The organism is Paenibacillus sp. FSL M7-1414, assembly GCF_038003195.1.
Lineage (GTDB): Bacteria > Bacillota > Bacilli > Paenibacillales > Paenibacillaceae > Paenibacillus > Paenibacillus amylolyticus.
Genome location: NZ_JBBOOS010000001.1, coordinates 1,041,729 through 1,065,541 on the forward strand (window position 1 = coordinate 1,041,729; position 23,813 = coordinate 1,065,541).

General features: G+C 45.2%; 20 protein-coding genes and 1 pseudogene. 14 read left to right on the top strand and 7 right to left on the bottom strand.

All coding sequences use genetic code 11. The annotated features are described in order from the left end of the window. The first annotated feature begins 47 nt into the window (after positions 1 to 47). Together MHH92_RS04700 and MHH92_RS04705 are read left to right on the top strand one after the other, a co-directional pair. The gene (locus tag MHH92_RS04700; RefSeq protein ID WP_340902297.1) at positions 48 to 1,226 is read left to right on the top strand and encodes an alanyl-tRNA editing protein; all 1,179 of its coding nucleotides are present in this window, start codon (positions 48 to 50) and stop codon (positions 1,224 to 1,226) included. A 104-nt stretch (positions 1,227 to 1,330) separates the two neighbouring features. Next, entirely contained in the window at positions 1,331 to 2,635 is a 1,305-nt protein-coding gene (locus MHH92_RS04705; protein ID WP_340902298.1) for a DUF1963 domain-containing protein, read from the top strand. 566 nt (positions 2,636 to 3,201) lie between these two features. Here MHH92_RS04705 and MHH92_RS04710 read toward each other — a convergent pair. After that, positions 3,202 to 3,550 (bottom strand): annotated as a pseudogene (locus MHH92_RS04710) (DUF1801 domain-containing protein). Then, positions 3,547 to 4,122 (bottom strand): GNAT family N-acetyltransferase, encoded by a 576-nt coding sequence (locus tag MHH92_RS04715; RefSeq protein ID WP_340902300.1) that lies wholly within the window; start codon positions 4,120 to 4,122, stop codon positions 3,547 to 3,549. Before MHH92_RS04715 ends, MHH92_RS04710 begins: the two are co-directional and overlap by 4 nt. Before the next feature lie 255 nt (positions 4,123 to 4,377). On the opposite strand from MHH92_RS04715, the gene MHH92_RS04720 reads away from it, so the two are divergent. The 6 genes from MHH92_RS04720 (at position 4,378) to MHH92_RS04745 (ending at position 10,734) form a co-directional block, all read left to right on the top strand. Next, positions 4,378 to 4,833: a GNAT family N-acetyltransferase gene (locus MHH92_RS04720; RefSeq protein WP_340902303.1), complete on the top strand. Its 456-nt coding sequence runs from the start codon at positions 4,378 to 4,380 to the stop codon at positions 4,831 to 4,833. A 164-nt stretch (positions 4,834 to 4,997) separates the two neighbouring features. Continuing rightward, positions 4,998 to 5,279, top strand: coding sequence for a hypothetical protein (locus tag MHH92_RS04725; RefSeq protein WP_340902305.1), 282 nt, complete (start codon positions 4,998 to 5,000; stop codon positions 5,277 to 5,279). Positions 5,280 to 5,374: 95 nt separating this feature from the next. Then, entirely contained in the window at positions 5,375 to 6,769 is a 1,395-nt protein-coding gene (locus MHH92_RS04730; protein WP_074093653.1) for an amino acid permease, read from the top strand. Positions 6,770 to 7,054: 285 nt separating this feature from the next. Continuing rightward, a complete protein-coding gene (locus MHH92_RS04735) occupies positions 7,055 to 8,380 on the top strand; it encodes a WXG100 family type VII secretion target (RefSeq protein WP_101314625.1) in 1,326 nt (441 codons plus the stop codon). A 21-nt stretch (positions 8,381 to 8,401) separates the two neighbouring features. Then, a complete protein-coding gene (locus MHH92_RS04740) occupies positions 8,402 to 8,734 on the top strand; it encodes a hypothetical protein (protein ID WP_051446963.1) in 333 nt (110 codons plus the stop codon). Between the two features lie 245 nt (positions 8,735 to 8,979). After that, positions 8,980 to 10,734, top strand: a complete 1,755-nt coding sequence (locus tag MHH92_RS04745) for a methyl-accepting chemotaxis protein (RefSeq protein ID WP_340027452.1) — start codon at positions 8,980 to 8,982, stop codon at positions 10,732 to 10,734. Positions 10,735 to 10,848: 114 nt separating this feature from the next. Here MHH92_RS04745 and MHH92_RS04750 read toward each other — a convergent pair whose 3' ends face one another. Then, positions 10,849 to 11,760, bottom strand: a complete 912-nt coding sequence (locus tag MHH92_RS04750; protein ID WP_047841739.1) for a LysR family transcriptional regulator — start codon at positions 11,758 to 11,760, stop codon at positions 10,849 to 10,851. 116 nt (positions 11,761 to 11,876) lie between these two features. Here MHH92_RS04750 and MHH92_RS04755 point away from each other — a divergent pair, with 116 nt between their 5' ends. Next, positions 11,877 to 12,920 (top strand): 2,3-butanediol dehydrogenase, encoded by a 1,044-nt coding sequence (locus MHH92_RS04755; protein WP_340902310.1) that lies wholly within the window; start codon positions 11,877 to 11,879, stop codon positions 12,918 to 12,920. A 323-nt stretch (positions 12,921 to 13,243) separates the two neighbouring features. Here MHH92_RS04755 and MHH92_RS04760 read toward each other — a convergent pair whose 3' ends face one another. Together MHH92_RS04760 and MHH92_RS04765 are read right to left on the bottom strand one after the other, a co-directional pair. Further along, positions 13,244 to 13,756, bottom strand: coding sequence for a GNAT family N-acetyltransferase (locus MHH92_RS04760; protein WP_091034581.1), 513 nt, complete (start codon positions 13,754 to 13,756; stop codon positions 13,244 to 13,246). A gap of 129 nt (positions 13,757 to 13,885) precedes the next feature. Continuing rightward, on the bottom strand, positions 13,886 to 14,650 hold the full coding sequence (locus MHH92_RS04765; protein WP_101314628.1) for a helix-turn-helix transcriptional regulator: 765 nt from the start codon (positions 14,648 to 14,650) through the stop codon (positions 13,886 to 13,888). 182 nt (positions 14,651 to 14,832) lie between these two features. Between MHH92_RS04765 and MHH92_RS04770 the strand changes: the two genes are divergently transcribed. The 5 genes from MHH92_RS04770 (at position 14,833) to MHH92_RS04790 (ending at position 22,290) form a co-directional block, all read left to right on the top strand. After that, positions 14,833 to 17,154: a beta-L-arabinofuranosidase domain-containing protein gene (locus MHH92_RS04770; RefSeq protein ID WP_340902313.1), complete on the top strand. Its 2,322-nt coding sequence runs from the start codon at positions 14,833 to 14,835 to the stop codon at positions 17,152 to 17,154. Between the two features lie 82 nt (positions 17,155 to 17,236). Further along, the gene (locus tag MHH92_RS04775) at positions 17,237 to 17,803 is read left to right on the top strand and encodes a Uma2 family endonuclease (RefSeq protein WP_340902315.1); all 567 of its coding nucleotides are present in this window, start codon (positions 17,237 to 17,239) and stop codon (positions 17,801 to 17,803) included. Between the two features lie 678 nt (positions 17,804 to 18,481). After that, positions 18,482 to 19,213, top strand: coding sequence for a hypothetical protein (locus MHH92_RS04780; protein ID WP_340907624.1), 732 nt, complete (start codon positions 18,482 to 18,484; stop codon positions 19,211 to 19,213). A 12-nt stretch (positions 19,214 to 19,225) separates the two neighbouring features. After that, positions 19,226 to 20,914, top strand: a complete 1,689-nt coding sequence (locus MHH92_RS04785; RefSeq protein ID WP_340902317.1) for a vWA domain-containing protein — start codon at positions 19,226 to 19,228, stop codon at positions 20,912 to 20,914. 236 nt (positions 20,915 to 21,150) lie between these two features. Then, the gene (locus tag MHH92_RS04790) at positions 21,151 to 22,290 is read left to right on the top strand and encodes a toxic anion resistance protein (protein WP_017690481.1); all 1,140 of its coding nucleotides are present in this window, start codon (positions 21,151 to 21,153) and stop codon (positions 22,288 to 22,290) included. Between the two features lie 120 nt (positions 22,291 to 22,410). Here MHH92_RS04790 and MHH92_RS04795 read toward each other — a convergent pair whose 3' ends face one another. After that, positions 22,411 to 22,962: a hypothetical protein gene (locus MHH92_RS04795; RefSeq protein ID WP_143781520.1), complete on the bottom strand. Its 552-nt coding sequence runs from the start codon at positions 22,960 to 22,962 to the stop codon at positions 22,411 to 22,413. A 144-nt stretch (positions 22,963 to 23,106) separates the two neighbouring features. Then, positions 23,107 to 23,700 (bottom strand): TetR/AcrR family transcriptional regulator, encoded by a 594-nt coding sequence (locus MHH92_RS04800; RefSeq protein ID WP_076329763.1) that lies wholly within the window; start codon positions 23,698 to 23,700, stop codon positions 23,107 to 23,109. Positions 23,701 to 23,813 lie beyond the last annotated feature (113 nt).

The following is a 23,813-nucleotide window of genomic DNA, read 5'->3' on the forward strand; positions in this document are numbered from 1 at the left end:
GGAGATTATGAAAACCCATTTGAACGAGAAGGGATCGGGATGATTCAATGACGCAAAAAATCTATTATGACTCTGCTTATACAAGAGAGTGGCATACAACAATTACAGGCAGAGTGGACAAGGAAGATGGTGTATATGTCACGCTGGCGGAGACTGCTTTTTACCCGCATGGGGGCGGACAACCTTGTGATCTGGGACAAATTGCTGGCATCGCTGTTCTGGATGTGAACATTGAAGATGGCGAAGTATGGCATAAGCTGGAACGCACTCCTGAAGAGACTGAGGTACATTGTGAGATTGACTGGGAGCGCAGATTCGATCATATGCAGCAGCATACGGGTCAGCATTTGTTATCGGCAATCACTCTGAAGCTGACTGAAGCGATGACACTCAGTTTCCATCTTGGTACGGAGTATGACACGATTGATGTGGCTGCGGCTGAACTGGGAGCGAATCAATTAACCGCCATTGAACAAGAAGTGAATCGCCAGATCTATCGTAACGCTCGGATCAACACGTCCTGGGTTACAGCAGAAGAGGCTGCACAGTTACCACTGGTGAAGCAGCCTACGGTAACAGAGGACATTCGCATCGTTGAGATCGAGGGCGTGGAGTATAACGCCTGCGGTGGAACTCATGTGTCGGCGACTGGTGAGATTGGGATCATCAAACTGTTGAAAACTGAAAAAGTGAAGGGTGGCACCCGCATTTATTTCAAATGTGGAACAAGGGCGCTAAATGAATTTACATCCACACAAAACGTGCTCAATAGCATCATGGTTAAATTAAAGACCAGCAAGGACGAATTATTGGAGCGCATTGAGAAAATGGAGCTGGAGCAAAAGCAGCTGCAAACCGAGCTGAATGCAGTGAAAACAACGAACGATGCCTATTATGCGGAGGAACTTCTGGCCGCTCGGCAAGGGCTGGTAATTGCTCAGGTCTTTGAAGACAAATCGCTCAAGGATATGCAGAGCCTGGCTACCAAGCTGACGGCAGACCATGAGGGGCTTGTACTCTTTGCCAGTATCTCAGAGGCCAAAGTAGTTCTGGCACAGAACGGCCAACCGCCTGAATGGGCTTGTGGACCTTTCTTTAAAGGTAATCTTGGAGCCTACCAAGGCAAAGGTGGGGGCAGTGAAAAGATGGCTCAGGCAGGCTTTGCCAGCAGTGAAGATGCGCTTGCCTTTTATGAATTCACCAAGGACCAGTTGGGACATCACTGATTCGCATTTCCTTTTCGAGACAGGCAGTATTGAAATATGAGTAAGGGACAAGCACGTCACATTGTGGCGTGTTTCCATTGCCAATAGTTGAAGGGGGTTGGAATATGACAGAACGAATTCCGTGTATACGGGAAGGGTGTGCAAATACCATTTTACCAGCAACAGCGTTGAAAACGGGTGGTTATTGCATGCCTTGCAAGCAGGAGATGGAACGGGAGGAGCGCCAGAGATACATTGAAGCGAATCGACGTGAAGTGAACTTGTATGCAGGTTTCACAGACCCGGTCGAAATTTTGAAAATCATGCACAAACCTCAGGTTCGCGATCCACTAATTCGTTATACACCCTATGAACAATCCGAGGAACAGGTATATCTATCTTTGTCTGTAGAGCAACAAGATCAGATGAAGGATTACGCGATGCAACGGATTCGTACAGGTGATGAAGATACGGGCAAAGACATTCTGGTATATCTGGTCTGCTACCATGATATATCGTTGACTGCCGAAATTCCTGAGCTGCTGGAACAGGAGATCTATTATCCTGCCATTTTGTTTAAAAGTGCCTCGGGTGAGGTTCGTAATCGTCTCTTGCAGCAGGTGAACAGCGATGATGAGAATCGGAACCACATATTGCTCATGCTGGCCCATATCGGAGATGATGTTGTCGTGCAGCAGTTCCGGCAGTGGAGACAGACTCCGCCATCTTGGGCGAGGGAATTGTACGTGGCACCTGAGCATTACACCACTGAAGCTGGTTGGGAGCTTACAAAAGACGGGCAGCGCAGGGAATTATTCATCACCCCAAGTTATTCACTCTATAAAGTAAAAGAGAATGAAGGACCTAACGTGGAGTTAACCGGAAATTCACTCTCGATGCTGAACCCTAGCACCAATTGCTGTCCATGGTGTGGCAATGCGTTAACCACCTTAATTAGTCTGGATGTTAAGCATCCAGCATTGAATGACGTTTCTTGGCATGCTCAGCAACTTCAGATACGGACTTGCGTGATATGCAACAGTTACGGTGTGGTTTACATGGAGATGGACGCGGGAGGGGAACCGTTATGGAGTTCACATAATGTCATGCCTGCGGGAATGGACGAGATTGACCTGGACGACTATGGTAAACTTGCACCGGATGTTGGACAGCAGTTTGGGATTGCGAATGCATCGCGTCATGCATTCCATGCCAGTGAGTGGGCGATGGAGCCATCGTTATCTCAGGTCGGCGGCCATCCAGGATGGGTTCAAGATGCGGAGTACCCAACATGTCCACGCTGTTCCACGAGAATGAAGGCTGTGGCACAACTGGATTGGGGCGAGGTTGAGGAATATGGTGAGGGTATGTATTACATGTTCATATGTGAGCCATGTCAGATGACCGCCGTATCGTACCAGCAATCTTGATGGTGGAAGCTAGTATAAACCATTATAAGCAATTATAAGCAGTCATCTTATTATAATATTACACCGCTGTTAAGGTTGGAATGACAGTAGTAGACAGACTATAACCAAGGGGCATCCCGAAGTTCTTGGAACTTCATGGGATGCCCCTTTGCCCTGCGCAGGATGGATGTGAGATATCTTTGCTACAGCCAGTCGTTTATGCTATTTATTTAGCCGCCAGAGTGAGAATGGGTTGTTTTTTCTACGTGCAGAGGCCGCTTGTCGTACTCACACAGTCTAAAGAACCTAGCACGTCTTATTGGGTGAATTTGCAGCAGTATAGAATTCTAACGAATCATAGCCACTCTATTTCTCCAATTGTCATGGTTTTTCGAAGAAAATCGAAGGGGGTTTCTGTAATAAGACTGCTCAGATTCGTTAGAATTTCATATGTTTTTAAAACTGCGATATAAGGTGTGTCCGATTCGTTAGCGCTTGGCCCAAACCCAAACTCACCCCATATACTCCAACCGCACATTACTACCTAAGTTACTACTTCGGCGTATGTGCCTCTTCACTACACCCGTCTACAATTCCGCAGATGCCTGCTTTAACAAACCAGCCAACCATTCATAGTCCGGCGTATCTTTTTCCTTGAGTTTGATCTTTTTTTCGCTCTTCTGGGCCTTCAAATATCCCATCGGGTAGATCGAGTCCAGTTGCATTGAAGATGGTGAAAGACATGGCTTGTTTGGAAGGTGAAATGACCGCAGCATACTTTCCGTTTTTCAAAAAATGAGGTTTCTTGTATTGTACGCGTTCTTGTACGTCAGGGATGGTATCATGCACCAACTGGCGCAATTGTTCAGCGACTTGTACTTGCCAGGGGATCTGAATCTGTTCAATAAACTCGGTGACTTCTGCATTCTTGGTCATGCTTGTTCACCCTCCGTATGGATATGATTGTGTATTTCCCATTCTGGTCTTAGGATTCCCATCATCAAGCGGTCATAACGCTTACCATCACGATATACAGCGGAGCGTGCCCGACCTTCCAACTGAAAACCAACCTTCTCATAGGAACGGATTGCTTTGGCATTGTAGGCGATGACATCGAGACCAACCCTGTCCAGATTCATCTCATGGAACGCATATCGTAAAATAAGATTCAACGCTTCCGTGCCATATCCCTTGTTGCGATGTTTGGCAAGTCCGATGCCAATGGCAAGCTGTCCGCAGCGGTTGTTCCATTCAATGCCATGAATGACGACAAAACCAATCAGAGTATCCTCTTGATGCGTGCGAAGTCTGAAGTAAACTTCCTTGTTCTTCGTTTCGCCCTCATCCTCCAACTGTTTCTCCGAATAGGGAATGGCCAGGTCAGTATCCACATTCCGAAGGTACTCCGGGTCTTCGTTCCATTGCAGCATGGTCTGCACGTCTTCAGAGCGTGGTGGCGTCATCTTTAATCGTTTGCTATAAAACAGGTTATCCGTAGTGAGTGTCATAGGGTTCTCCTTTAAATTAAGTTAAGCTTGCTTCACCTTAGTTCCACGTTTAACTCTATGTATATTTCGCAATAGACCTCGCCCCTTTGGCATATGATAGCCTCATCATACTGGAAATTATAGGTGAATCACAATAGCGTATTTCAGTGGATATAAGTAACCTATTGTCATAAAACCTAACACGGTAGTAAGATAAAATGATTGATATACATTCAGTGATAAAACCAATAAAAATGCCGGCGGGAGTGGTACGTTATGGAGATCAAAGTGGATGATTTGAGTGGAGTCCAAGTTAAGGCTTTAATTGCGGAGCACCTGCAAGGGATGGCGGCAGATTCGCCTCCTGAGAGTATTCATGCGTTGAATCTGGATGGACTCAAGGAGCCCGAAATTACTTTCTGGTGTGCTTGGGAAGGGGACGACTTGCTCGGCTGCGGGGCTATCAAAGAACTTGATTCAGAGCATGCAGAGTTGAAGTCAATGCGTACCGCTTCGGCTCATCTGAGAAAAGGCGTCGCGAGAAAAATTTTGGCTCATATTATGGAGGTTGCCATAGACCGTGGTTATAAGCGAATCAGTCTGGAGACGGGCTCAATGAATTCATTTATTCCGGCAAGGAAGTTGTATGAAGATTTCGGATTTGAATATTGCGAACCATTCGCGGATTATGTATTGGACCCGAACAGCACGTTTATGACGAGAACAATTTAAATGGATTTACATGAGAAACCAGTATTCTGTTTTTTACAGGACGCTGGTTTTTTAATTTTGCAACATATCGTACATTTTAAGAGATGAAAAAAGAGTAGAATAAACTCAATAATACGCATTAAAACAACGTGGCCTTGTGACGAAGAATGTGGAGGGAGTCGTGCATGATTTACTGGTGGTTCGATCATATGAATCCGCTGTTTGCTGTCTTGGTGTTATGTCCCATCATTGCTGTGGTGCTTGGAGTATGCAGTTATTTTGCCAATTGGTTTAGACTCTGGGTAGCGCTGGTGATATCTTTTATGCTGCCTTTGTTGTATATCGCGAGTGATCTTTCAACATGGGGGAGTAACATAGGCGCTTGGTTCATCTATGGGGCAGGGTACATTTTGCTAACCTGGATTGCACACAGATTGCTTCGTGCCATTGTGGGGTATAAAACATAGGTTATGTCCATATATGTTTGGGATGAATTGGCCATAAGGAACTTCTGGGCTGATTGATGGACAATAGGGTATACTGGACATTATGTCTATGAAATATGACAGCATTACAGACGTTTTTTACATCAGGAGGACTTGAATTGGCTCAGACAGAAGGAACACTACAGAAGAAGCTTAAACCAAGACACATCAGTTTTATGGCTATGGGTGGTGTCATTGGAACGGGAATTTTTAAAGGCAGTGCAGAGACGATTGGACTCGCGGGTCCGGGCGTTATTGTCACTTACATTTTTGCCGGATTATTGCTGCTGGTTGTTATGGCCGCGATGGCTGAGATGGCTACGGTGTACAAGAACAAAAATATGAAAGACTTCGTGCAGGAGGCATTTGGTAGCAGAGTATCCTTTGTTATGGGATGGATGTACTGCTTTCTATGGTTATCGGTGTGTGTCATTGAGGTGATTGCCGCCGGGAGCTTTTTGCAGTATTGGTTCAGTGAAGTACCGCTGTGGATGCTGAGTCTGGCATGTGCAGCGTTCATTATACTGGTTAATCTGTTAAGTGTAGGTGTGTTCGGGGAATTTGAGTTTTGGCTGGCTGGAATCAAAATCGCCATGATCATTATTTTTATCTTCCTGGGTGCAGGATTGATCTTTGGCATTATCCCAAGTGACAACACCCCTTATCTGCAAAATTATACGCAAGCAGGCGGCTTCTTCCCGAACGGATGGTCTTCGATTTTCTCGGCACTGCTTGTGGTCATGTTCTCTTATGGGGGATCGGAGCTGATTGGTCTGACCCTGACCGAGACGGAAAATGCAGAAAAAGTCATGCCCAAAATCGTGGGCAATTTCATGCTCAGAATTATTCTGTTCTTCACCTTGCCGATTCTCATCATCTGTGGTCTTATCCCATGGAATGAGATCGGGCCGGAGAGCAGTCCATTTGTACAGGTGCTCGCATCCACGGGACTGCCGGGAGCAGCACACATAATGAACTTTATTTTGGTGACGGCAGTTCTGTCTGCTGCGAATTCAGGGATCTATGGTGCATCCCGGATGATGCACTCCATGGCAGTGGGTGGGGAAGCTCCGAAGGCATTGTCACAGACGAATCGCAACGGTAGCCCTGTTAACACACTTCTGGTGTGCTCGGTCGTCCTGCTTGGAGGTTCCTTGCTTGGCCTGTTCGCGCAGGATCAACTGTTCCGCGTATTGCTCGCAGTTCCGGGGTTTGTCGTAATCCTTGTGTGGATCTGTATTGCCTCATCACAGTTGAAACTGCGAAAGAGATATCCGGTTCAACCGACCTTCAAAGTTTGGGGATTCCCTTACATAACCGGAGTCGTGGTACTATGTCTCAGTGTGATTGCGGTGATGTTTGTGTTTGATGAAGGTAATCGGTTCAGCATTAGCATCTGTCTTGCCGTACTCGCGTTGCTGATTATCTGGTCCCTGATTCGATTCAGGAAGACGAATGGACGAACAGTTTAATATTTGTGACATTCAAATGTAGAACACCTCAACATCTCGGCGCTTACGTCGGGGTGTTTTTTGTATTCAGTAAGGTAATGGTTTTATTTTGGAACTAGAACCTCTGTTTTTGTTATAACTGGGACAAATTAGGGGTAATACGAACTAGATAAATAAACCGGCAGTCTCTACGAAATGATCTGTGTTCACTTTATAATAAAAGCCCATCTGTACATATGAATCTTATAGCATTCTAAACAACAAATGTTCGTATAACAACGAAATATATTTAGAACGAGGTCTCACATGACAACGATAAAAGTAACTCCTGAACAGTTGATATCTGTCTCGAAACAATTTACAACAGCTCAGAATCAGGTTTTTCAGATGAATAACATCTTGAAACAACATTTATACGAAATCGAAAGACAGTGGGATGGCAGCACGAAGGAAAGGTTTTATGTTGATTTTATAGTTGCGCAGCGGGTGATGGATGACTTTGTCTCACTATCTTTATCTATTGCCAAAGAGCTTGAAGGGCATGCGGAAAAATTCAGACTTGCTGATCAGCAAGCTGTACAATCCTATGATGTGAGTTGCGTACCACCACCGCCAGATGAATGCAGGGCACCAGCAACCGACACCCGTAATGCTTTTCAGAAGTCTGCTGATAGTTTAGTCGAATTGGGACAAGCCTTTATGCAATCTGCGGATGATCGATATCAAAAGCGTTATGATAGTGTAGGTGGTTTTCTGGATTATTGGACATTTGGTATTCCAAGTGGTCTTGTTCAGGGGTATGTAGACAGGGCGGATAAAGCATTCAACTCCCCGAATGATGCTGCCAACTGGCTCACATTTGGTATCCATGGGACGATTCGGGAAGCCACCTTTCCGACCAATGCCTGGTCCAGTGAACACTGGGCAAATATGATTGGGTTGGGAGGTCTAATGGTTGGAGGGGGTTATGCCTCCACGATGATCAAGCCGCATAATCTTCTGACTTCGTCGGGAGGCGGCGCGAAGATTAATTCATTCAATCGTCCGCCTGGTACAGGGCAGTTAACAGGTAGTTTTAATGGACATAAAGATCAACGCCTTCGAGTTCTGGATAACATTGCTGAGAGTAAAAAGGCGAGAGAATCCTCTAAGTTCTCCGAGTATCTGGAGAAGGAAAAAGAGGCGGGGACACACATAGATAATAGTAAAGATATGTTCAGAAAAGGTATAGATGATCCATTAAAAGAAGTTCTTGGCCCTGGAAGGGAATCTCATCCCGAGAAATGGAAAGAAATTATTGATCACTTGGAATCAAACGGTGTGGAAGTAATTCATAGAGGCGAGGATATGGCGTATTCTCCAAAAAGAGGTGGACCTGGGCAGTTAATTATAAATGAGGATGCTTCAATAGGGGCGCTTTTACACGAATACACACATTATCTAGACGATATGAACAAAGGTTTTCCGGGAATGAGTTATCATTTTCAGACTATGAATCGTGTTAAAATGGAATTAAATGCATACATGAGAGAAATAAAAATAGCTGATGAATTAGGTCGAAATGATATTGCGAATGCTCTGTTTGAAAATTATGTAAGAGAAAGGCAGACCCTTACGAGTCATTTGAAATAAAATTTAATGGAGGGTAGAAATATGAATCTAATAAAGAAAATTGAAGAAGGACAATGTTCGATTGATGAGTTGCAACTTTTATTAAATGAAGCAAATCCAATAGTTTTGTATCATGTAATGACTTATATAGGCAAAGAAAAATTGGCGTCAACTGCTATAAATGAAAAGCTGGAGGAACTTACATCCAGAAGAGGAGCATCAGATAAGTTAATAGGTTATTATAAAGTTGGAGATTTAGCCATAGCTACACTCATCAAATTGGACAAAAAAACAGATGAAATAGCTATTTTTAAATCAATGGATGATTTTGATAAAAAAATGATATTTAACTTGATTGAAGAGTTAGAATGGTAACTCAAGTTACAGAATAAAATAATTATCAATCTTTGAACATACTCTAATGCTTGCATTGGAGTTTTTTTTGTTCCAATGAACAAAGCTACCACAGCCATGATAGCGTTTTTATGTAAACCCAATATTTTCTTGCCTAATTCGACATATTCGTTTACTATTTTCCCATACATAGTGCTTCAAGCATGCGTTTTTTGGGTAGCGCCTAGTCAAAAAGGCTTGGGTTCACGGGAGAGGAAGAGGAGCGGATGATTGGTTTTTTTAGAAAACGTTTGGTTGTGCGCATTGTTGCAGTAGTTACACTGGTCATTACGATTATAGCCGTTGGTAGCATGCTGTTACAGGTGGCCAATATGAAACTAGCTGCGCAGGAGGCCATTTCGAGTTACAACATCCAGATTGCTCAGAGTTATGTGAATCAGCTGGATACAGCATCTTATGCCGAGTTTGCCAAGGACCCCAAGGAGAATGACGAATTCTTGAAGATTCGTGATGAACTGGATGACTTTCGCGTAAGCATTGGTGCAATGTATGTGTATTTCGTCAAAATAGATGACAAAGGTACGCCACTTATTATGGTGGACGGTATGAAGGATGTAAATAAAGCCTCGCCGATTAATGAAGTTACGGATGTCCCTCAGGAGGCTGTGCAGAAGCTGTTGCAGGGGCAAACAGCCAGTTCTTCGATCATTAACAATGAGGAGTATGGCGACTATATTTCCTCATACGCTCCCATGCTGGATAGTAACGGCGCTGTAACAGGTGTAATTGGGATCGATACGGCGGTATCGGTGATCGGAAGCATTGAGTCAGATATAATGAAATCGAGTATTCCCTTCTATGCCTTGTTGCTACTAATTACACTTATAGGCATTGCTGTTGTCACGTGGTTTATCGTAAGAGGACTGCGGCCACTTCAACCGCTGAAGGCGAGTGTGGAAAAAATGGCACAGGGTGAGCTTGCAGAAGCGAACCAAATTTTGACGTCGTATCGTTTGCGCAGCCAAGATGAGATTGGAACCACATATCAAGCGATGATACATATGTCCGGTAACTTGAATAAGATTGTGAGTAACATGGTTGAAGGCGTAGCAGTAACCACAGATATTTTATCGGAATCAACGAAGGAATTTAATCGCAGTACCGAAGAGATGCTTGAGATGGGCAAGACGGTTGATCAATCTGTCGAACAGATTAGGCAGGGTGCACATACGCAGAAGCAGGGTGCAAGCGATAGCGCGCATGCGATGGAAGAGATCGCAAAAGGCATAACGGATATATCCGAATCCTCGATGGTTGTATCGGATGCGGCATCAAGTGCGCTTTCTACGGCGGAGTCCGGTAAACAGAGCATGACACTGATGAAAACACAGATGGAGAGCATCTCAAATGTCTCAAGTGAAGTTGTAGCGATGGTTCAGGTGCTGAACAACTACTCCCAGGAAATTGGTGGTGCCCTGCACACGGTTCGTGACTTTGCGAGTCAGACGAAGCTACTTGCGCTTAATGCATCCATAGAGGCAGCACATGCAGGAGAACACGGCAAAGGTTTTGCGGTTGTGGCGGATGAAGTTCGGAAGCTTGCTGAGGCCTCAAGCACATCCATGGAACGGATCTCCGACTTGCTGCTTCGTATTCAACAAGAATCACAGCAGATTGGCTCACAGATGGGGGTTACTGCAACCGAGATTGGACAAGGGGTTACAATTACTGCAGAAGCGGAGCAAGCTTTCGCTCATGTCGTTGACGCGTTCCAACTGGTAACCAGTCGCATTCAGGAAGTCTCCGCTGCGGCAGAGGAAATCTCGGCAGGTTCGGAAGAGGCCGCAGCCTCCGTCAATACGATCTCGCAGATCTCAGCCGGGGTGTCGGATCATTCGGATGAAATCTATCGCTTAATGCGTGAACAGTCGGCCATGTTCAACAGGGTGGCGCAGACCTCCACAATGTTGGAGCAGCAGACGAACGAGATGAGTGAAGCCGTACGAAAAGTTAAAGTATAGTTTGAGTAAGGTGTAGTAATAGTAACGCAAGAGATAGTCAGAAAAGTGTTCCGCTTTTGGAGAAGTTGGTGTTCATCCCAAACTTCCTTCAAAGGGTGGAGCACTTTTTTAGATTTAAACTTTTAAATGATCCAGCTCTATCGCCTGTCTGAAGCGTTGGGCGAATCGTTCTGCAGCTACGGCGGACTCCTTGGACTCCGTCTGCACGAAGCCAATCTGCATTTTCGGTTGATCGATTCCAGCGATCTCTACCATCTTCACCAGACCTTCTTTCCATAAGGGATTTTGGTGAAAGGAAAAGTCGTGACCAATCGTGGCGGCAATATCGTTTCTTAACACCATGTTGATGGCTTCTGAATTATTTGTTTTAAACAGAATGGACAGAGGTCCATGATCATAGGTGAATTCCTTGATGAAGTCTTCGATGAAACCATCTCGATACAGTGCCAGCTTGTGTTCTTTTAATTGATCAGGTGAAACACGGCTGTGCTTGGCAAGTTCAGACAGGTGATGAGTACCGACTACCAGCTTACCCGAGTACATGGGACTGAAGTGAAGTCCATCGAATTCCCGCAATTGTTTCGCATAGATCGCGATAAAGCCCAGATGGGTTTTGTTATTGCGAATATCTTCGATAATTTCCATGGACCCTTTCTCTTCAATGGAGATATTAAGTTGTGGGTGCTCACGCTTCATATCTGCAGCAGACTGGACAAGATAGGGCATGACACTTGGAAAAGTAGCCACATGAAGCTCTCCGCTAAGTGAGGAGGCTTCTGCGTTCAGGGATTTTAATTCATCAATCCGCTGTAAAATATCCAGTGCCTTGGCAATGAATTGTTTGCCTTCGGGAGTGGGATGAGTTCCCTGCCGCGAGCGTTCGAACAGGATGATACCCAATTCTTTCTCCAGACGATGAACCGATTGGCTGATCGCCGATTGTGTGACATGTAGATGCTCCGAGGCGGCTGAGAATGATTTCGTTTTCGCAATTTCAACGACATATTCGAGCTGTTCCAGATTCATGATTTCATCTCCGTTTAGCATTAATACAACTAATGTTAACATTAGTATCTATAAATATGAATAATACATGAACAGCGATATAATATATAGACAATCATACAAAGGGGATGAACTTCATGAAAGCAGCAGTATGGTACGGCCATAAAGACGTTCGTGTGGAAGAGCGGGAGGTTCCGGTTGCTCAAGCGGGTCAAGTCAAAATCAAAGTGGAATATGCGGGGATCTGCGGCAGTGACTTGCATGCCTATCATCATGGTGTAGGAATTCAAGAAGGCGAGAATCATCCGCTCTCAGGACAGAAAGCACCGTTGACATTGGGTCATGAATTTGCAGGAACCGTAAGTGAATTGGGGAGTAATGTAAGCGGTATCAGTGTAGGGGATCGAGTTGTGGTAGAGCCGTTGTACCATTGTGGAAAATGTGAGTACTGTATCCAGGGTCGCTATAACCAATGTACTCAATTTGGATTCGTTGGACTGAATGGTGATGGTGGTTTTGCAGAGCATGTTGTTGTTGAAGCATACATGGTTCATCCCATCCCGGATAACGTAACTTTCGAAGAAGGTGCGCTTGTAGAGCCTACAGCCGTAGCCTTTCACGCGGTTCGTCACAGCAAGCTGAAAGTGGGGAACAAAGTAGCCGTATATGGAGCAGGTCCAATTGGATTATTGACCATTCTGTCTGCCAAAGCAGCAGGAGCCTCTGAAATCTATGCGGTCGATGTATTTGAGGAACGTCTGGACCTGGCAGCCAAACTGGGAGCCATTCCGGTGAACAGTGCCAAAGTCAATGCAACAGAGGTGATCTTGCAACAATCGGGCGGTATTGATGTGGCTTATGAAGCAGCAGGTGTACAACCAACGATGGATAGCGCCATTGCGGTTGTCAAAAAAGGCGGAGAAGTTGTTGTCATCGCAGCGATTCCAAATCCGCTTCAAGTGAACTTCTTCGATCTTCTGGTCAAAGAAGCGAATCTAACGGCAACGCTGGCATATCGCCACATTTTCCCTGAAGTGATTTCATTAATTGCTGAAGGGTCGCTCGATGTGAAACAGGTCATCACCAAGAAAATCAAACTGGACGATATCGTGCAGGAAGGGCTTGAGCTGTTAATGAGCGACAAGAGCCATGCGAAGATTTTGGTGGAGATTGGCGGTTAAAAAATCAATAGCGATGTATTATTTCAAATGTTATATAAGTTGAACTAAAATTTATTTACACTGACACTACGATGACAGAATAACCTTCCAATCGCTGTTATCCCCAGATTTTTTTCCATTCCCTTTTCTCGAGGGGAAATCCGGGGATAAAGGCGAACGCTTCGCTTTTTCAGGTTTTTTCTGTCCTCTCCGTTATCGTGTAAATGATTAGTGCAACTTATATAGTTGACATTTATAAACGTAAAACAGACCGTCATGAAGATGATCGGTCTGTTTTACGTTTCATTCTCTGTTCGCAGATCCCGTGTTGTTGTTACCCTCCACTAGGAATCATAACGGTAACAGATCGCCTTGCCCCCGCCACTCTCGGAGCTGAACTCCTCATCCTCTGTAAATCCAAAACGCTCATATAAACGGATGGCATTGACCATCTGACCGCCCGTATATAAATACACCGTATTTTTGCCCATCTCCTTGGCAGAATCTACGCATTGCTGGAGCAATACTCTGGCAATCCCGTGACCTCTCCATTTTGGATCAACACCCAACAGCCGAATAAACGGATAATCGATCGGCAATTCAAAGTTTGGATAAGCCTTGCGTGCTGTTTCGAATAATTGGACTGTACCGACAATCTGATCATCAATCTTTGCGATCCATAATTGTGTCAGGTACGGATTAACCACAGACTCTCGAATATCTTTTAGGTAGGCCTCCCAGCGTTCATTTTGCTCAAAAGTCTCCCGATACTCGGCATAACTTGCAACAAGGATATCTACAATCTCTGGATGGTCTGCTTCTGTGGCAGGATGAATCGTAACGGCAGCCGTTGTCATCTTATAATTCCTCTTCTCTTATGGGTTAAGTATGGAATATAGTTTTCTTGCATTTTACCATAACGGATTCAATCCGATTCATTCAAATTTTCTATAGGTAACTCAGTCATTTCTATAGATCAAAGCATATCAGCGATTGAGCTGTGTGGAATACAGATGATTGCGATATTCGGTTGGCGTATTGCCTTCGTATTGCTTGAACATGCGCAGGAACAGTTTGTAGTCGGAGAAGCCGCACTGTCCGGCAATTTCTTTTACACTGGCATTGGTGTTGAGCAGCAATTGTTTCGCCCGGCGAATACGTTCTGTGAGGATATAGGTTTTGAGTCCAGTACCTTTCTCGCGCTTCACCATTTTGGAGATATAGTCTTTGTTAAAATTAAAATTTTCCGCAATCTGACTCACCGTGATGTTTGTATGCAGATGAATATCGACCCACTTGCAGATATGGTCCACAATTGCATTGTGCGGGCGATAATCCGCCTCTATATTGCGCTCCAGCTCCTTGAACAACAGTAACAAAGCAGCGTCGGCTTCTTCTGGTGAGAAGGATGACACATGCAGCAATTGCTTGAATAACTGATTGGCCATGGAAGGTACCTGAATGGTGGCATGTGTCCTAAACTGGTTGAATTCTGCCGAAATGGCATCATAGTGAACCCAGTAGAAGCTCACGGGGGCGTCGCTAATCTGGTAGCCGTAATGGGTGCGACCGGCGCGCAGAAACAACAGATCGTTGGCACGAACTACATATTGTTCCTCTTCCTCCGCGATGTACATCTCACCTTCCAGCATCAAAATGATCTCATGCACAGGCATGCTGCGTCTCATGTGGCTCCAGTTGCCTTCGGATATGAACTTGCCGCACAGGTAATGTTCCAGTGGCTTTTGCATAGGACGGATTTATCCACCTTTTCTTGGATTATGAGTCTGATGTAATTGTATTTTATTTGATAATATGAGGATATTCAAGCTCTAAAGTGGATTGATGAGTATTAGTCATATGGAACAGAACACGGATTTTACCCCTCAAGAATGAATGGATATCTATTACATCCCGAGAAGGAGTGAGTGTCATGATTGATACGAAAAAAGGATTTCTGGGACCGGAACATGTAGATCTGTTAAATGGTGTGTTCCAAACATCACAAGAGGTGGGGGAGCGTTACCTGTTATCGCTGGATATTGATCGATTCCTGGCTCCATGCTTCGAAGCTCATGGTTTACCTGCCCGAAAAGAGCGTTACGCGGGTTGGGAGGCACGTACCATCAGCGGACATTCCCTCGGACATTATCTGTCTGCCCTTGCTGTGACGTATCAGGCAACCGGGAATATCACGTTAAAAGAAAGACTGGATTATGCGGTCACCGAACTGGCGAGAATCCAGCAGACCACGGGAAGCGGATATATCGGTGGTTTGTCCGAAGAACCTTTCCACATGGCTTTTCGAGCAGAGAATATCGGTGGATTCAATATCGGTGAATACTGGGTTCCCTGGTACAGTGTGCACAAAATCTATCGCGGCCTGATTGATGCGTATAAACTGACTGGCAACGGACAGGCACTTGAGGTGGTTACTCGATTTGCAGACTGGGCGGTCGAAGGTTTGCTCCCGATGACAGAAGAACAGATGCAGACGATGCTTCAAAGTGAACACGGGGGCATGAATGAAGTATTCGCACACTTGTATGGGATTACCGGCAAAGCCTTATATCTTGAGATCGCTAACAAGTTCACCCATCAATTGATCCTGAGACCCTTGGAGCACAAGCAGGACGATCTTCAAGGCAAACACGCCAATACGCAGATTCCCAAAGTGATCGGTGCAGCCGAAATTTACAACCAGGATCATACTCATGAGAGTTATCGAACGGCGGCAGAATTTTTCTGGAACACCACGGTGCATCATCGTTCTTATGTATTTGGTGCGACGAGTATTTCGGAGCATTACGAAGCAAAGGGCATGGAGAGTCTTGGCATCAAAACAGGAGAGAGTTGTTGTACTCACAACATGTTACATCTAACGAAGCAACTCTTTGCCTGGAATCATGATAGCGCCTACATGGACTATTATGAAAACGCCATCTATAATCACATCCTTGGCACGCAGGACCCCGATACGGGGAACAAAACGTATTTTGCATCAACGCTGCAAGGCCACTACAAAATCTATGGTACTCATGATACCGCTTGGTGGTGCTGCACAGGATCAGGCATGGAGAATCCGGGCAAATATGCCGAGGCCATCTATTTTGAGGATGAACAGGACCTGTACGTCAACCTGTATATCGCTTCCCAACTGGATTGGGCGTCACAGGGATTATCCCTGAAGCTTGAAACCGAATTTCCTTATTCGGAAAAGGTAACCCTGACGATCACCGGGGGCAACGCCTCGGCTCATCTAAGATTACGTGTGCCCTCATGGCTGCAACAGCCAATGACGGCAATAGTTAACGGGGATACGGAACATCCGTATACACGGATGGAACCCGGCTATCTTTCCATCGAGCGCACATGGACAACGGGCGATGTCATCACCATCACACTGCCGATGTCACTCCGCCAGTACACTGCCCGGGATGATTCCCACAAAGTGGCATTCCTGTACGGCCCGATAGTACTCGCTGGTGCACTAGGAAACGAGGGTCTTCCGGAGGATACGATCGTGGATGAAACAGCGCTAAATCCCAAGACTGCACCTGTACCTGTGATCTGGACGGAGCAGGATGATGTGCGAGAGTGGATCAAGGTTGTGGATGCAGACACGTTAACATTTGAACTTAGCAAAGATGTTACTTCCACAGGCGAAGCCGTGAAGCTCATTCCGTTCTATGATGTGCATCACGAATTTTATACCGTGTACTGGCCGTTTAACGATGAAGGAGATGCGCTGGAGAAAGAGTTGAACGATATCACGATCGACAGGGTTCAGGCTGACGGTCAGCAGGATGAGATTGGACATCAACTGGACAGCAACTGCCGTGGGGAGCACCACAACGGTTCAACCACAGATGGCCGTAAGAAGTTGCATATGTGGCGAGAAGCTTTTGGCGTCAGTGGGGCTTACTTCAGTTACCAACTGGCAGTGGATCGTGAGGCAACCAATTATCTATGTGTGGCCTATTGGGGCGGAGATCATTCCGCGTTTAAACGGGAAGGTAAGTTATATGACAGACAATTCGCCATTACCGTGGATGGAACACTCATCGGTGAGCAGCGAATTCATATGAACAAGATTGGCGAAGTGTTCTATGTGACCTACGATATTCCTGAGGCGGTTACATCAGGCAAAGACAGCGTTACGGTAATGTTCCAGGCGAAGGGCGACAATGGATGTGCCGGGAAAGTTGTAGAGGTACGCACCACGCGAAGTAAACCGGAATCCATCTTTTCATAATAAGAGGCATGGTGTGAAAAGGCGCAAACACAATGTTATAATGAAAATAAATTACGGTTAGTTGGAAGAGGAGGATCGAAGTGTGGCAAAACCCGACAATAAAGGTACTTATAGCTTTCAGGATTGGTTAACATGGGAAGGACCATGGGAATTAATTAACGGCAAAGCTTTTAATATGTCGCCAGTGCCTACTTCATCGCACCAGGTTATTGTGGGTGAGCTGCACTTCTCTTTACGGACTTTTTTTCAGAATCGGAAATGTTTTGTGTTTGTTTCCCCTTTTGATGTGTATTTTAGCGAAAATGAACAATATGATATGCCTGATCAAGTTGTACAGCCTGATTTATCGGTGGTGTGCGCCAAAGACCAGATATCCAAAAGTGGCTGCCACGGCGCACCTTCTTTAATTGTCGAGGTGTTATCGCCTTCGACTGCGTTAAAGGATTTTAACGAAAAATTTAACTTGTATCAGAAATATGGTGTGAACGAATACTGGATTGTTGACCCGGGGAATCAAACCGTCCATGTGTACACGCTGGAGGATGGCAGCTACCAGACCCGTCATCTGTATACAGAGCAGGAAACGATTCAATCGGTTATATATCCTGAATTGGTAATTCCGTTGGATTCGCTGTTCAAGTTCAGGTAGTGCGAAGCGTCAATCTGTCTGCTACAGACGAAGCAATAAGGCGGCCATTTTTTTATTCTAACGAACCGTACACGTCTTATATGGGCAATATTGATGTGGTGGAAAATGTAACGAATCTCAGCGATGCTATTTCATTCGAAATAAGCGATAAACAACGTTTTTACACCTAATACGCGAATATAACGGGTCTCAGGTTCATTACATTTTCAGATGAGCTGAAATGCACCAAATAACCTCACCTCAGTTCGTTAGATGTAGAACACAGCATCAAAATTTTAATAAGAACACGAAAAATAATGAGCCAACGCATAAGGGACGAAACCGGATGATCTCCGATTCGTCCTTTTTGCATTGCTCTTTTTATCAGACAAGTCTTATATAAAAAATGACACGCATAGCTATTTTCCACGTATTACCTGATAACATTTCTTCTCCACAATCTGCTGTCTCGTAAAACTCACTTTTTATGGATTGACCACAAAATTTCCTGCCAAGTTCCACGTTGTCCCTGAAAATATGAAATGGGATAAGCCCAAACCACGTATATTATGAGTATTCAAATATCCAATCATATCCACCTGAGAGCGTTAACATCATGTACAATAAGAATAAGTTGAACAGGAAAATTACGACATGAAGCACCAATATATAACATGAAAGGAGGTCGGATGATTGAACATGATCAAGTACATAAAATTGTTGGGATTAATCCTCGGTATTGTGGCTGTGAATGTTCTCGCATTCTCACCCGGCTTTATCGGGCTGAATTTCGGGGAGGGCGCATTCACAACTGCGCTATCCGTTACCCTTCTGTTCGGCAGTGCAATGGCACTCTTGTATGGAAGTTACACCTTGCTGTTCAGACAACCGGTAGTCCTGCCCGTGAAGCATATCGAAACGCATGAAGATTATGTGGAAGCACTATCTTTTTATAGACGTATCAAAGTCCTCGAAGAAGATATTACGCTAGGGCTGTCCCAACTTAGTCGAATGAAAAAGAAAAAAGAAACCCTCCTGAACGTGCTTCATCAGCGGTTTGATCCAGGAGAACTGAGCTACAAGAAATTTGCTTCGGTCACACTGGAAGTGGAGAAGCTGTTGTACCTGAACATCCGCAGTGTGCTGAACCGGTTGAATGTATTTGATGAAGCTGACTATGCCAACATGATGAAATCCAAATCCGAAAGCATTCCCCAGAAGCTTTTTCAGGAAAAAACCAAGGTATACAACGATTATCTGTCTTATGTGAAAAATGCATTACACACCAATGAGGAAATTTTGCTCAAGCTCGATCAGTTGTTACTCGAGATTTCACGCCTCGACAGCTTTGAAGCCGGAGATATTGAACAGATGCCTTGTATGCAGGAGATCGATCAGTTAATCAAGCACACCAAATTATACAGACAGTGAGGGGTTGCTCGTATGGCCAAGAAGGGAAAGTTTTTTTTCATATCAATCGTGATGCTGGTGCTCGTATTTGGTCTGGTCTATGCAGGGATTACACTGACGTCGAACTTTGGCAAGTCGACCACACAGGTGAGCACAGAGAATGCAGGTAAGGAACTGGGGAAACTGTACGCGGACATTGCGCCAGCGACGGCGGAACCGGTCAAAGGACAGATTGATCTCGACCCGGTCGATGTGGCAGAATCACTGCCGGATATCTCCAAATTTGCAATTGCCGTAGAGAATACAACAAATGATTACGTTGAAATCTTCTCTTCCACGGAGAAGTCGGGCAGCGGGGTAGACGGCTGGTTAACCGAAGTGGGCGAGGAGTTCAACAAAGCAAATATTACCGTTGGTGGGAAACAGGTATCGGTCAAAATCCGCAACATTGCCTCCGGAACAGCCACCGATTATATCAAGTCCGGTAAGTATATGCCGGATGCCTTCACACCTTCCAATGAACTGTGGGGCGAGATGGTTGAGGCCAGTGGAGTGAAGACAGAGATGGTATCCGAGCGACTGGTCGGGAATGTTCCTGGTATTGTCATCTCCAAAGCCAAATATGATGCACTGGTTGATACGTATGGCTCCGTTAATGTAAAAACCGTGACAGAAGCCATTGCGAACAATGAACTCGCGATGGGATATACCGATCCATTTGCCAGCTCCACAGGGCTGAATTTCCTGGTGACTGCACTGAATACGTATGACAGCGCCAACCCGCTTGGCGAGAAGGCTATTGAAGGGTTCGAAAAATTCCAGACGAATGTACCGTTTACAGCGTCAACAACGATTCAGATGCGGGAAGCTGCCAAGTCAGGCAGACTGGATGCCTTTGTACTCGAATACCAGACGTATGTGAATACCGCTGATCTGAAGAGTGGATACGTCTTTACACCATTTGGTGTGAGACATGATAGCCCGTTGTATGCATTGGGACAATTGCCGCAGAATAAACAGGAAATCATCCAGAAGTTTGCGGAATTCGTAACACAGGCGAAGTATCAACAATCGGCGGAGGAGTTCGGTTTCAACGGGTTACAGGATTACAAATCCGAACTGGCTACCGTGGATGGCGGCACGTTACTGTCCGCACAGAAAGTATGGAAAGAGAAGAAGAACGGCAGTAAACCCATTGCCGCTGTGTTCGTGACAGACGTTTCCGGAAGCATGGACGGCGAACCGCTTAACCGACTGAAGGAGTCTTTGCGCAAAGGTCAGAAGTACCTGGGCACCGAGAACAGTATTGGGTTGGTTTCTTACTCCAGCGGGGTAACCGTGAATCTGCCGATTGCCAAGTATGATACGAACCAGCAGTCCATGTTTGTCGGAACAGTTGATAGTCTGCAAGCTGGCGGTGGTACGGCGACCTTTGACGGGATCGTGGTGGCGATGAAGATGCTGGAAGATTATATGGCTGCTGATCCAAACGTGAAGCCGCTGATCTTTGTCCTGAGTGATGGCGAGACCAACGAAGGTCATACCCTCAAGGATATCCGGGATCTGGTCGAGACGTACAAAGTGCCAATCTATACGATTGGGTACAACGCGGACATCAAGGCTTTGGAGAGTATCTCCAGCATTAACGAAGCAGCAAGCATCAATGCCGATACCGACGATGTCGTGTACAAGATTGGTAACCTGTTTAACGTACAGATGTAAATTTATAACACGAAGACGTAGAGTGCAGAACCGATCTGAAGAAGCGTAGCGTTCGCCTAAAAGCTTTCTGAAAGAAAGCTGCTTCGGAAGCATACGCTATCACCAGATTTCAACCGATTAATGAGGAAAATGAAGAAATCTGGGGATAACAGCGATCGGAGGATGGTACTGCAATCGGAGTCACTCGCGTGGAATATCAATCATTTTACAGCACGTATCTAAAGGGGGAACTGTAGATGTCATTTTCAATGGAAATACCGAGCCAGAAGGAAATTCAGAAGGTGATTGAGGAAGAGGTGAAACCCGTGCCCGCCGAGGTCGCGGAGCTTCAACAAGTGGCAAATGCCAACGTAGAGATGATCATGACACTGGATCTCGAATCCCTGGAGAAGCGCAAAGAGATTTTGCAATCCATTGACGGCTTTGGCATGAACACAATGAGATCCTCTTCTGAGAAAAACGCCTTGCTTCAAGTCTCCGTTGGACATCTGTCCAAGACGGGAGACGAGGGCGGTCAGGTCGCCAAAGGCTTGACCGAGCTGCATATGCAACTGAAGGATCTCGACCCAAGTGTGGTCGACTTTGCCAAGACCGGTTTCCTTGGGAAATTGTTCAATCCGCTTCGCGCCTATTTCCTGAAATACCAGAAGGCTGACGCAGTCATCGCTGACATCGTAACCTCTTTGGATAAAGGCAGATCCACCCTGCGTAACGATAATACAACGCTGGAGATCGAACAACAGAACCTACGAGAACTCACAAAGCGATTGCAAAAGGAAATCCAGCTTGGCGTGCTCATGGATGAGTCCATCGACGCGCAGATTGAAGCGGCCAAGGTCCGTAATGAAGACCCTGAGAAAGTCCGATTTATTACCGAAGAAGTGCTGTTTCCGCTCCGTCAGCGGGTGATGGATCTGCAGCAGATGTTAGTCGTGAACCAGCAGGGTATCATGGCGATTGAAGTAGTCATCCGCAATAATAAGGAACTGATCCGAGGCGTAGACCGTGCGAAGAATGTAACCATCTCTGCATTGAAAATTGCCGTAACTGTAGCGAGTGCTTTGTATAATCAGAAGATTGTATTGCAGAAAATTGAGTTGCTGAACCAGACGACCAATGATCTGATCGCGGGTACATCGAAAATGCTCAAGGATCAGGGAATTGCCATCCAAAAGCAGGCGTATGAAGCGAGCATCTCCGTGGATACGATGAAACAGGCGTTCACCGATGTGTTGTCAGCACTGGATTCAATCAGTCTTTATAAGCAGGAAGCCCTGCCAAGAATGCGCGAGACGATTAACCAGTTCCGTGAACTTGCGGATACCGGCGAGCAACAGATTCAGCGGTTGGAGAAAGGGCAGAAGCTGGGCCTGTGATAAGGAGAGAGAGAAATAAATACCTATTTGATTGTCCTCTTTATTTATAATTAGAAAAAGCGACCGTTCCTCATTAAACATGAGGAACGGTCGCTTTTTGGGCTTCTATGAAGATAGGTACTAACTGTCATACCCCAAGCTTCTTGCATAGGCGTATAACTGTTGTTCGCATTGATCCATTAGAACACTAGCGGTGTTTACTTTGGCATTACCTTGTTTTAGTAACGTGTAATTCACTTTGTTCTTGGATACTGCCTTTTGGTACAACAGGTACCCTTCGAGCTGAGTGTAACTTGCCTTAACAAATGTAGCGTGGATTTTCTTGATTTGCGGATTGGTAGGCTTGATTTGTTTTGCCTTGGATACCAATTTCGTATAATTGGGGATCACCGTATTCGTAAGTTTAAGATACATGGACTTGCGATTGGTTGAAGTTACCTGGGTGTCGATGCTTTCCAAAGCTGTGAAGGCTTTGGCCTCATAAGTTTCAAGAGCAAATAACTGATTAGTGTACTCTTTAAATTCTGCATAACTCTGATCCAAATCTGAATATGTAGAGGTTGCTACTTTGGCTGCATCAGCAGAAGCGGCTGGAGAAAGAAGCATCCCACCAAGCAAAACAAAACTGGTAATCAATGATATAATCCACGACTTCTTCAAATGTAATGTCATCCTCCTTTTGTTTGTATTCCATTGGATAACCTAACATATCATTACCAGAAATTACAGGAATACATTTACATAATTTTGGTGGGAAGCTTTCTTGAAATTAATCTCAATCACCCCTACTAAAGGGAAGTAAGATGATTCAAAATTTCAGTTTTTTAACACGACATTATCTGGCTTGTAATGGATGATCTTGAACAACTCCTCGGCCATGTAGGCGGGGCTGTGCTTGAAATCCTGTCTGATCCACTCCATGATCATGCCAAATATCGCATGAGATTGGTAGCTTGCCAATATTTCATGGTTGATGTGCGGAGGGAAAATGTGGTTCAGATCCTGTAAAGCGAGATCCCGAAGGACATCACAGATCATACGCTGGAAGTTGGAGGAGGCCTCAGATTTCACAACCAGTGTGTAGAATTGTGCGTGCTGGTGTACATGCTCAAATATAGTGATAGCCGAAGAGGGCATCAGATTGACTTCGAACTTTTCCTCATCCTGATAAGGTTTGCGGAAAGAAGTTACCAGATCCTGAATCACATCATCGATAATTTCGTTGAACAGGTCTTCTTTGTACTGATAATGCCTATAGAAAGTTCCCCGATTCAGATCGGCTCGCTGCACAATATCCGTAATCGATATTTCTTTAAAGGGATGTTTTTGCATCAAATGGATGAGTGCATCCTTCAGTGCAGCTTTTGATTTCTTGATTCTTCGGTCCATCGAATTCATAGTTTCAGACATCTATTTTCCTCCTCGCGAGTTCACTTTATTAATTAAAGTACATTCGGGCTTATAAGTGTTGTTTAACGTACAACTGGACAAGCTTTTACTGATTGAAGTGAAACGCTATGACT

What these genes read in the sequence shown, in the direction of transcription:
- MHH92_RS04720 (WP_340902303.1), top strand. Translation starts at nt 4,378, where the DNA reads ATGGAGATCAAAGTGGATGATTTGAGTGGAGTCCAAGTTAAGGCTTTA.
- MHH92_RS04705 (WP_340902298.1), top strand. Translation starts at nt 1,331, where the DNA reads ATGACAGAACGAATTCCGTGTATACGGGAAGGGTGTGCAAATACCATT.
- MHH92_RS04745 (WP_340027452.1), top strand. Translation starts at nt 8,980, where the DNA reads ATGATTGGTTTTTTTAGAAAACGTTTGGTTGTGCGCATTGTTGCAGTA.
- MHH92_RS04740 (WP_051446963.1), top strand. Translation starts at nt 8,402, where the DNA reads ATGAATCTAATAAAGAAAATTGAAGAAGGACAATGTTCGATTGATGAG.
- MHH92_RS04795 (WP_143781520.1), bottom strand. Translation starts at nt 22,962, where the DNA reads ATGACATTACATTTGAAGAAGTCGTGGATTATATCATTGATTACCAGT.
- MHH92_RS04785 (WP_340902317.1), top strand. Translation starts at nt 19,226, where the DNA reads ATGGCCAAGAAGGGAAAGTTTTTTTTCATATCAATCGTGATGCTGGTG.
- MHH92_RS04735 (WP_101314625.1), top strand. Translation starts at nt 7,055, where the DNA reads ATGACAACGATAAAAGTAACTCCTGAACAGTTGATATCTGTCTCGAAA.
- MHH92_RS04730 (WP_074093653.1), top strand. Translation starts at nt 5,375, where the DNA reads ATGACAGCATTACAGACGTTTTTTACATCAGGAGGACTTGAATTGGCT.
- MHH92_RS04770 (WP_340902313.1), top strand. Translation starts at nt 14,833, where the DNA reads ATGATTGATACGAAAAAAGGATTTCTGGGACCGGAACATGTAGATCTG.
- MHH92_RS04780 (WP_340907624.1), top strand. Translation starts at nt 18,482, where the DNA reads ATGATCAAGTACATAAAATTGTTGGGATTAATCCTCGGTATTGTGGCT.
- MHH92_RS04750 (WP_047841739.1), bottom strand. Translation starts at nt 11,760, where the DNA reads ATGAATCTGGAACAGCTCGAATATGTCGTTGAAATTGCGAAAACGAAA.
- MHH92_RS04790 (WP_017690481.1), top strand. Translation starts at nt 21,151, where the DNA reads ATGTCATTTTCAATGGAAATACCGAGCCAGAAGGAAATTCAGAAGGTG.
- MHH92_RS04755 (WP_340902310.1), top strand. Translation starts at nt 11,877, where the DNA reads ATGAAAGCAGCAGTATGGTACGGCCATAAAGACGTTCGTGTGGAAGAG.
- MHH92_RS04760 (WP_091034581.1), bottom strand. Translation starts at nt 13,756, where the DNA reads ATGACAACGGCTGCCGTTACGATTCATCCTGCCACAGAAGCAGACCAT.
- MHH92_RS04800 (WP_076329763.1), bottom strand. Translation starts at nt 23,700, where the DNA reads ATGTCTGAAACTATGAATTCGATGGACCGAAGAATCAAGAAATCAAAA.
- MHH92_RS04700 (WP_340902297.1), top strand. Translation starts at nt 48, where the DNA reads ATGACGCAAAAAATCTATTATGACTCTGCTTATACAAGAGAGTGGCAT.
- MHH92_RS04715 (WP_340902300.1), bottom strand. Translation starts at nt 4,122, where the DNA reads ATGACACTCACTACGGATAACCTGTTTTATAGCAAACGATTAAAGATG.
- MHH92_RS04725 (WP_340902305.1), top strand. Translation starts at nt 4,998, where the DNA reads ATGATTTACTGGTGGTTCGATCATATGAATCCGCTGTTTGCTGTCTTG.
- MHH92_RS04765 (WP_101314628.1), bottom strand. Translation starts at nt 14,650, where the DNA reads ATGCAAAAGCCACTGGAACATTACCTGTGCGGCAAGTTCATATCCGAA.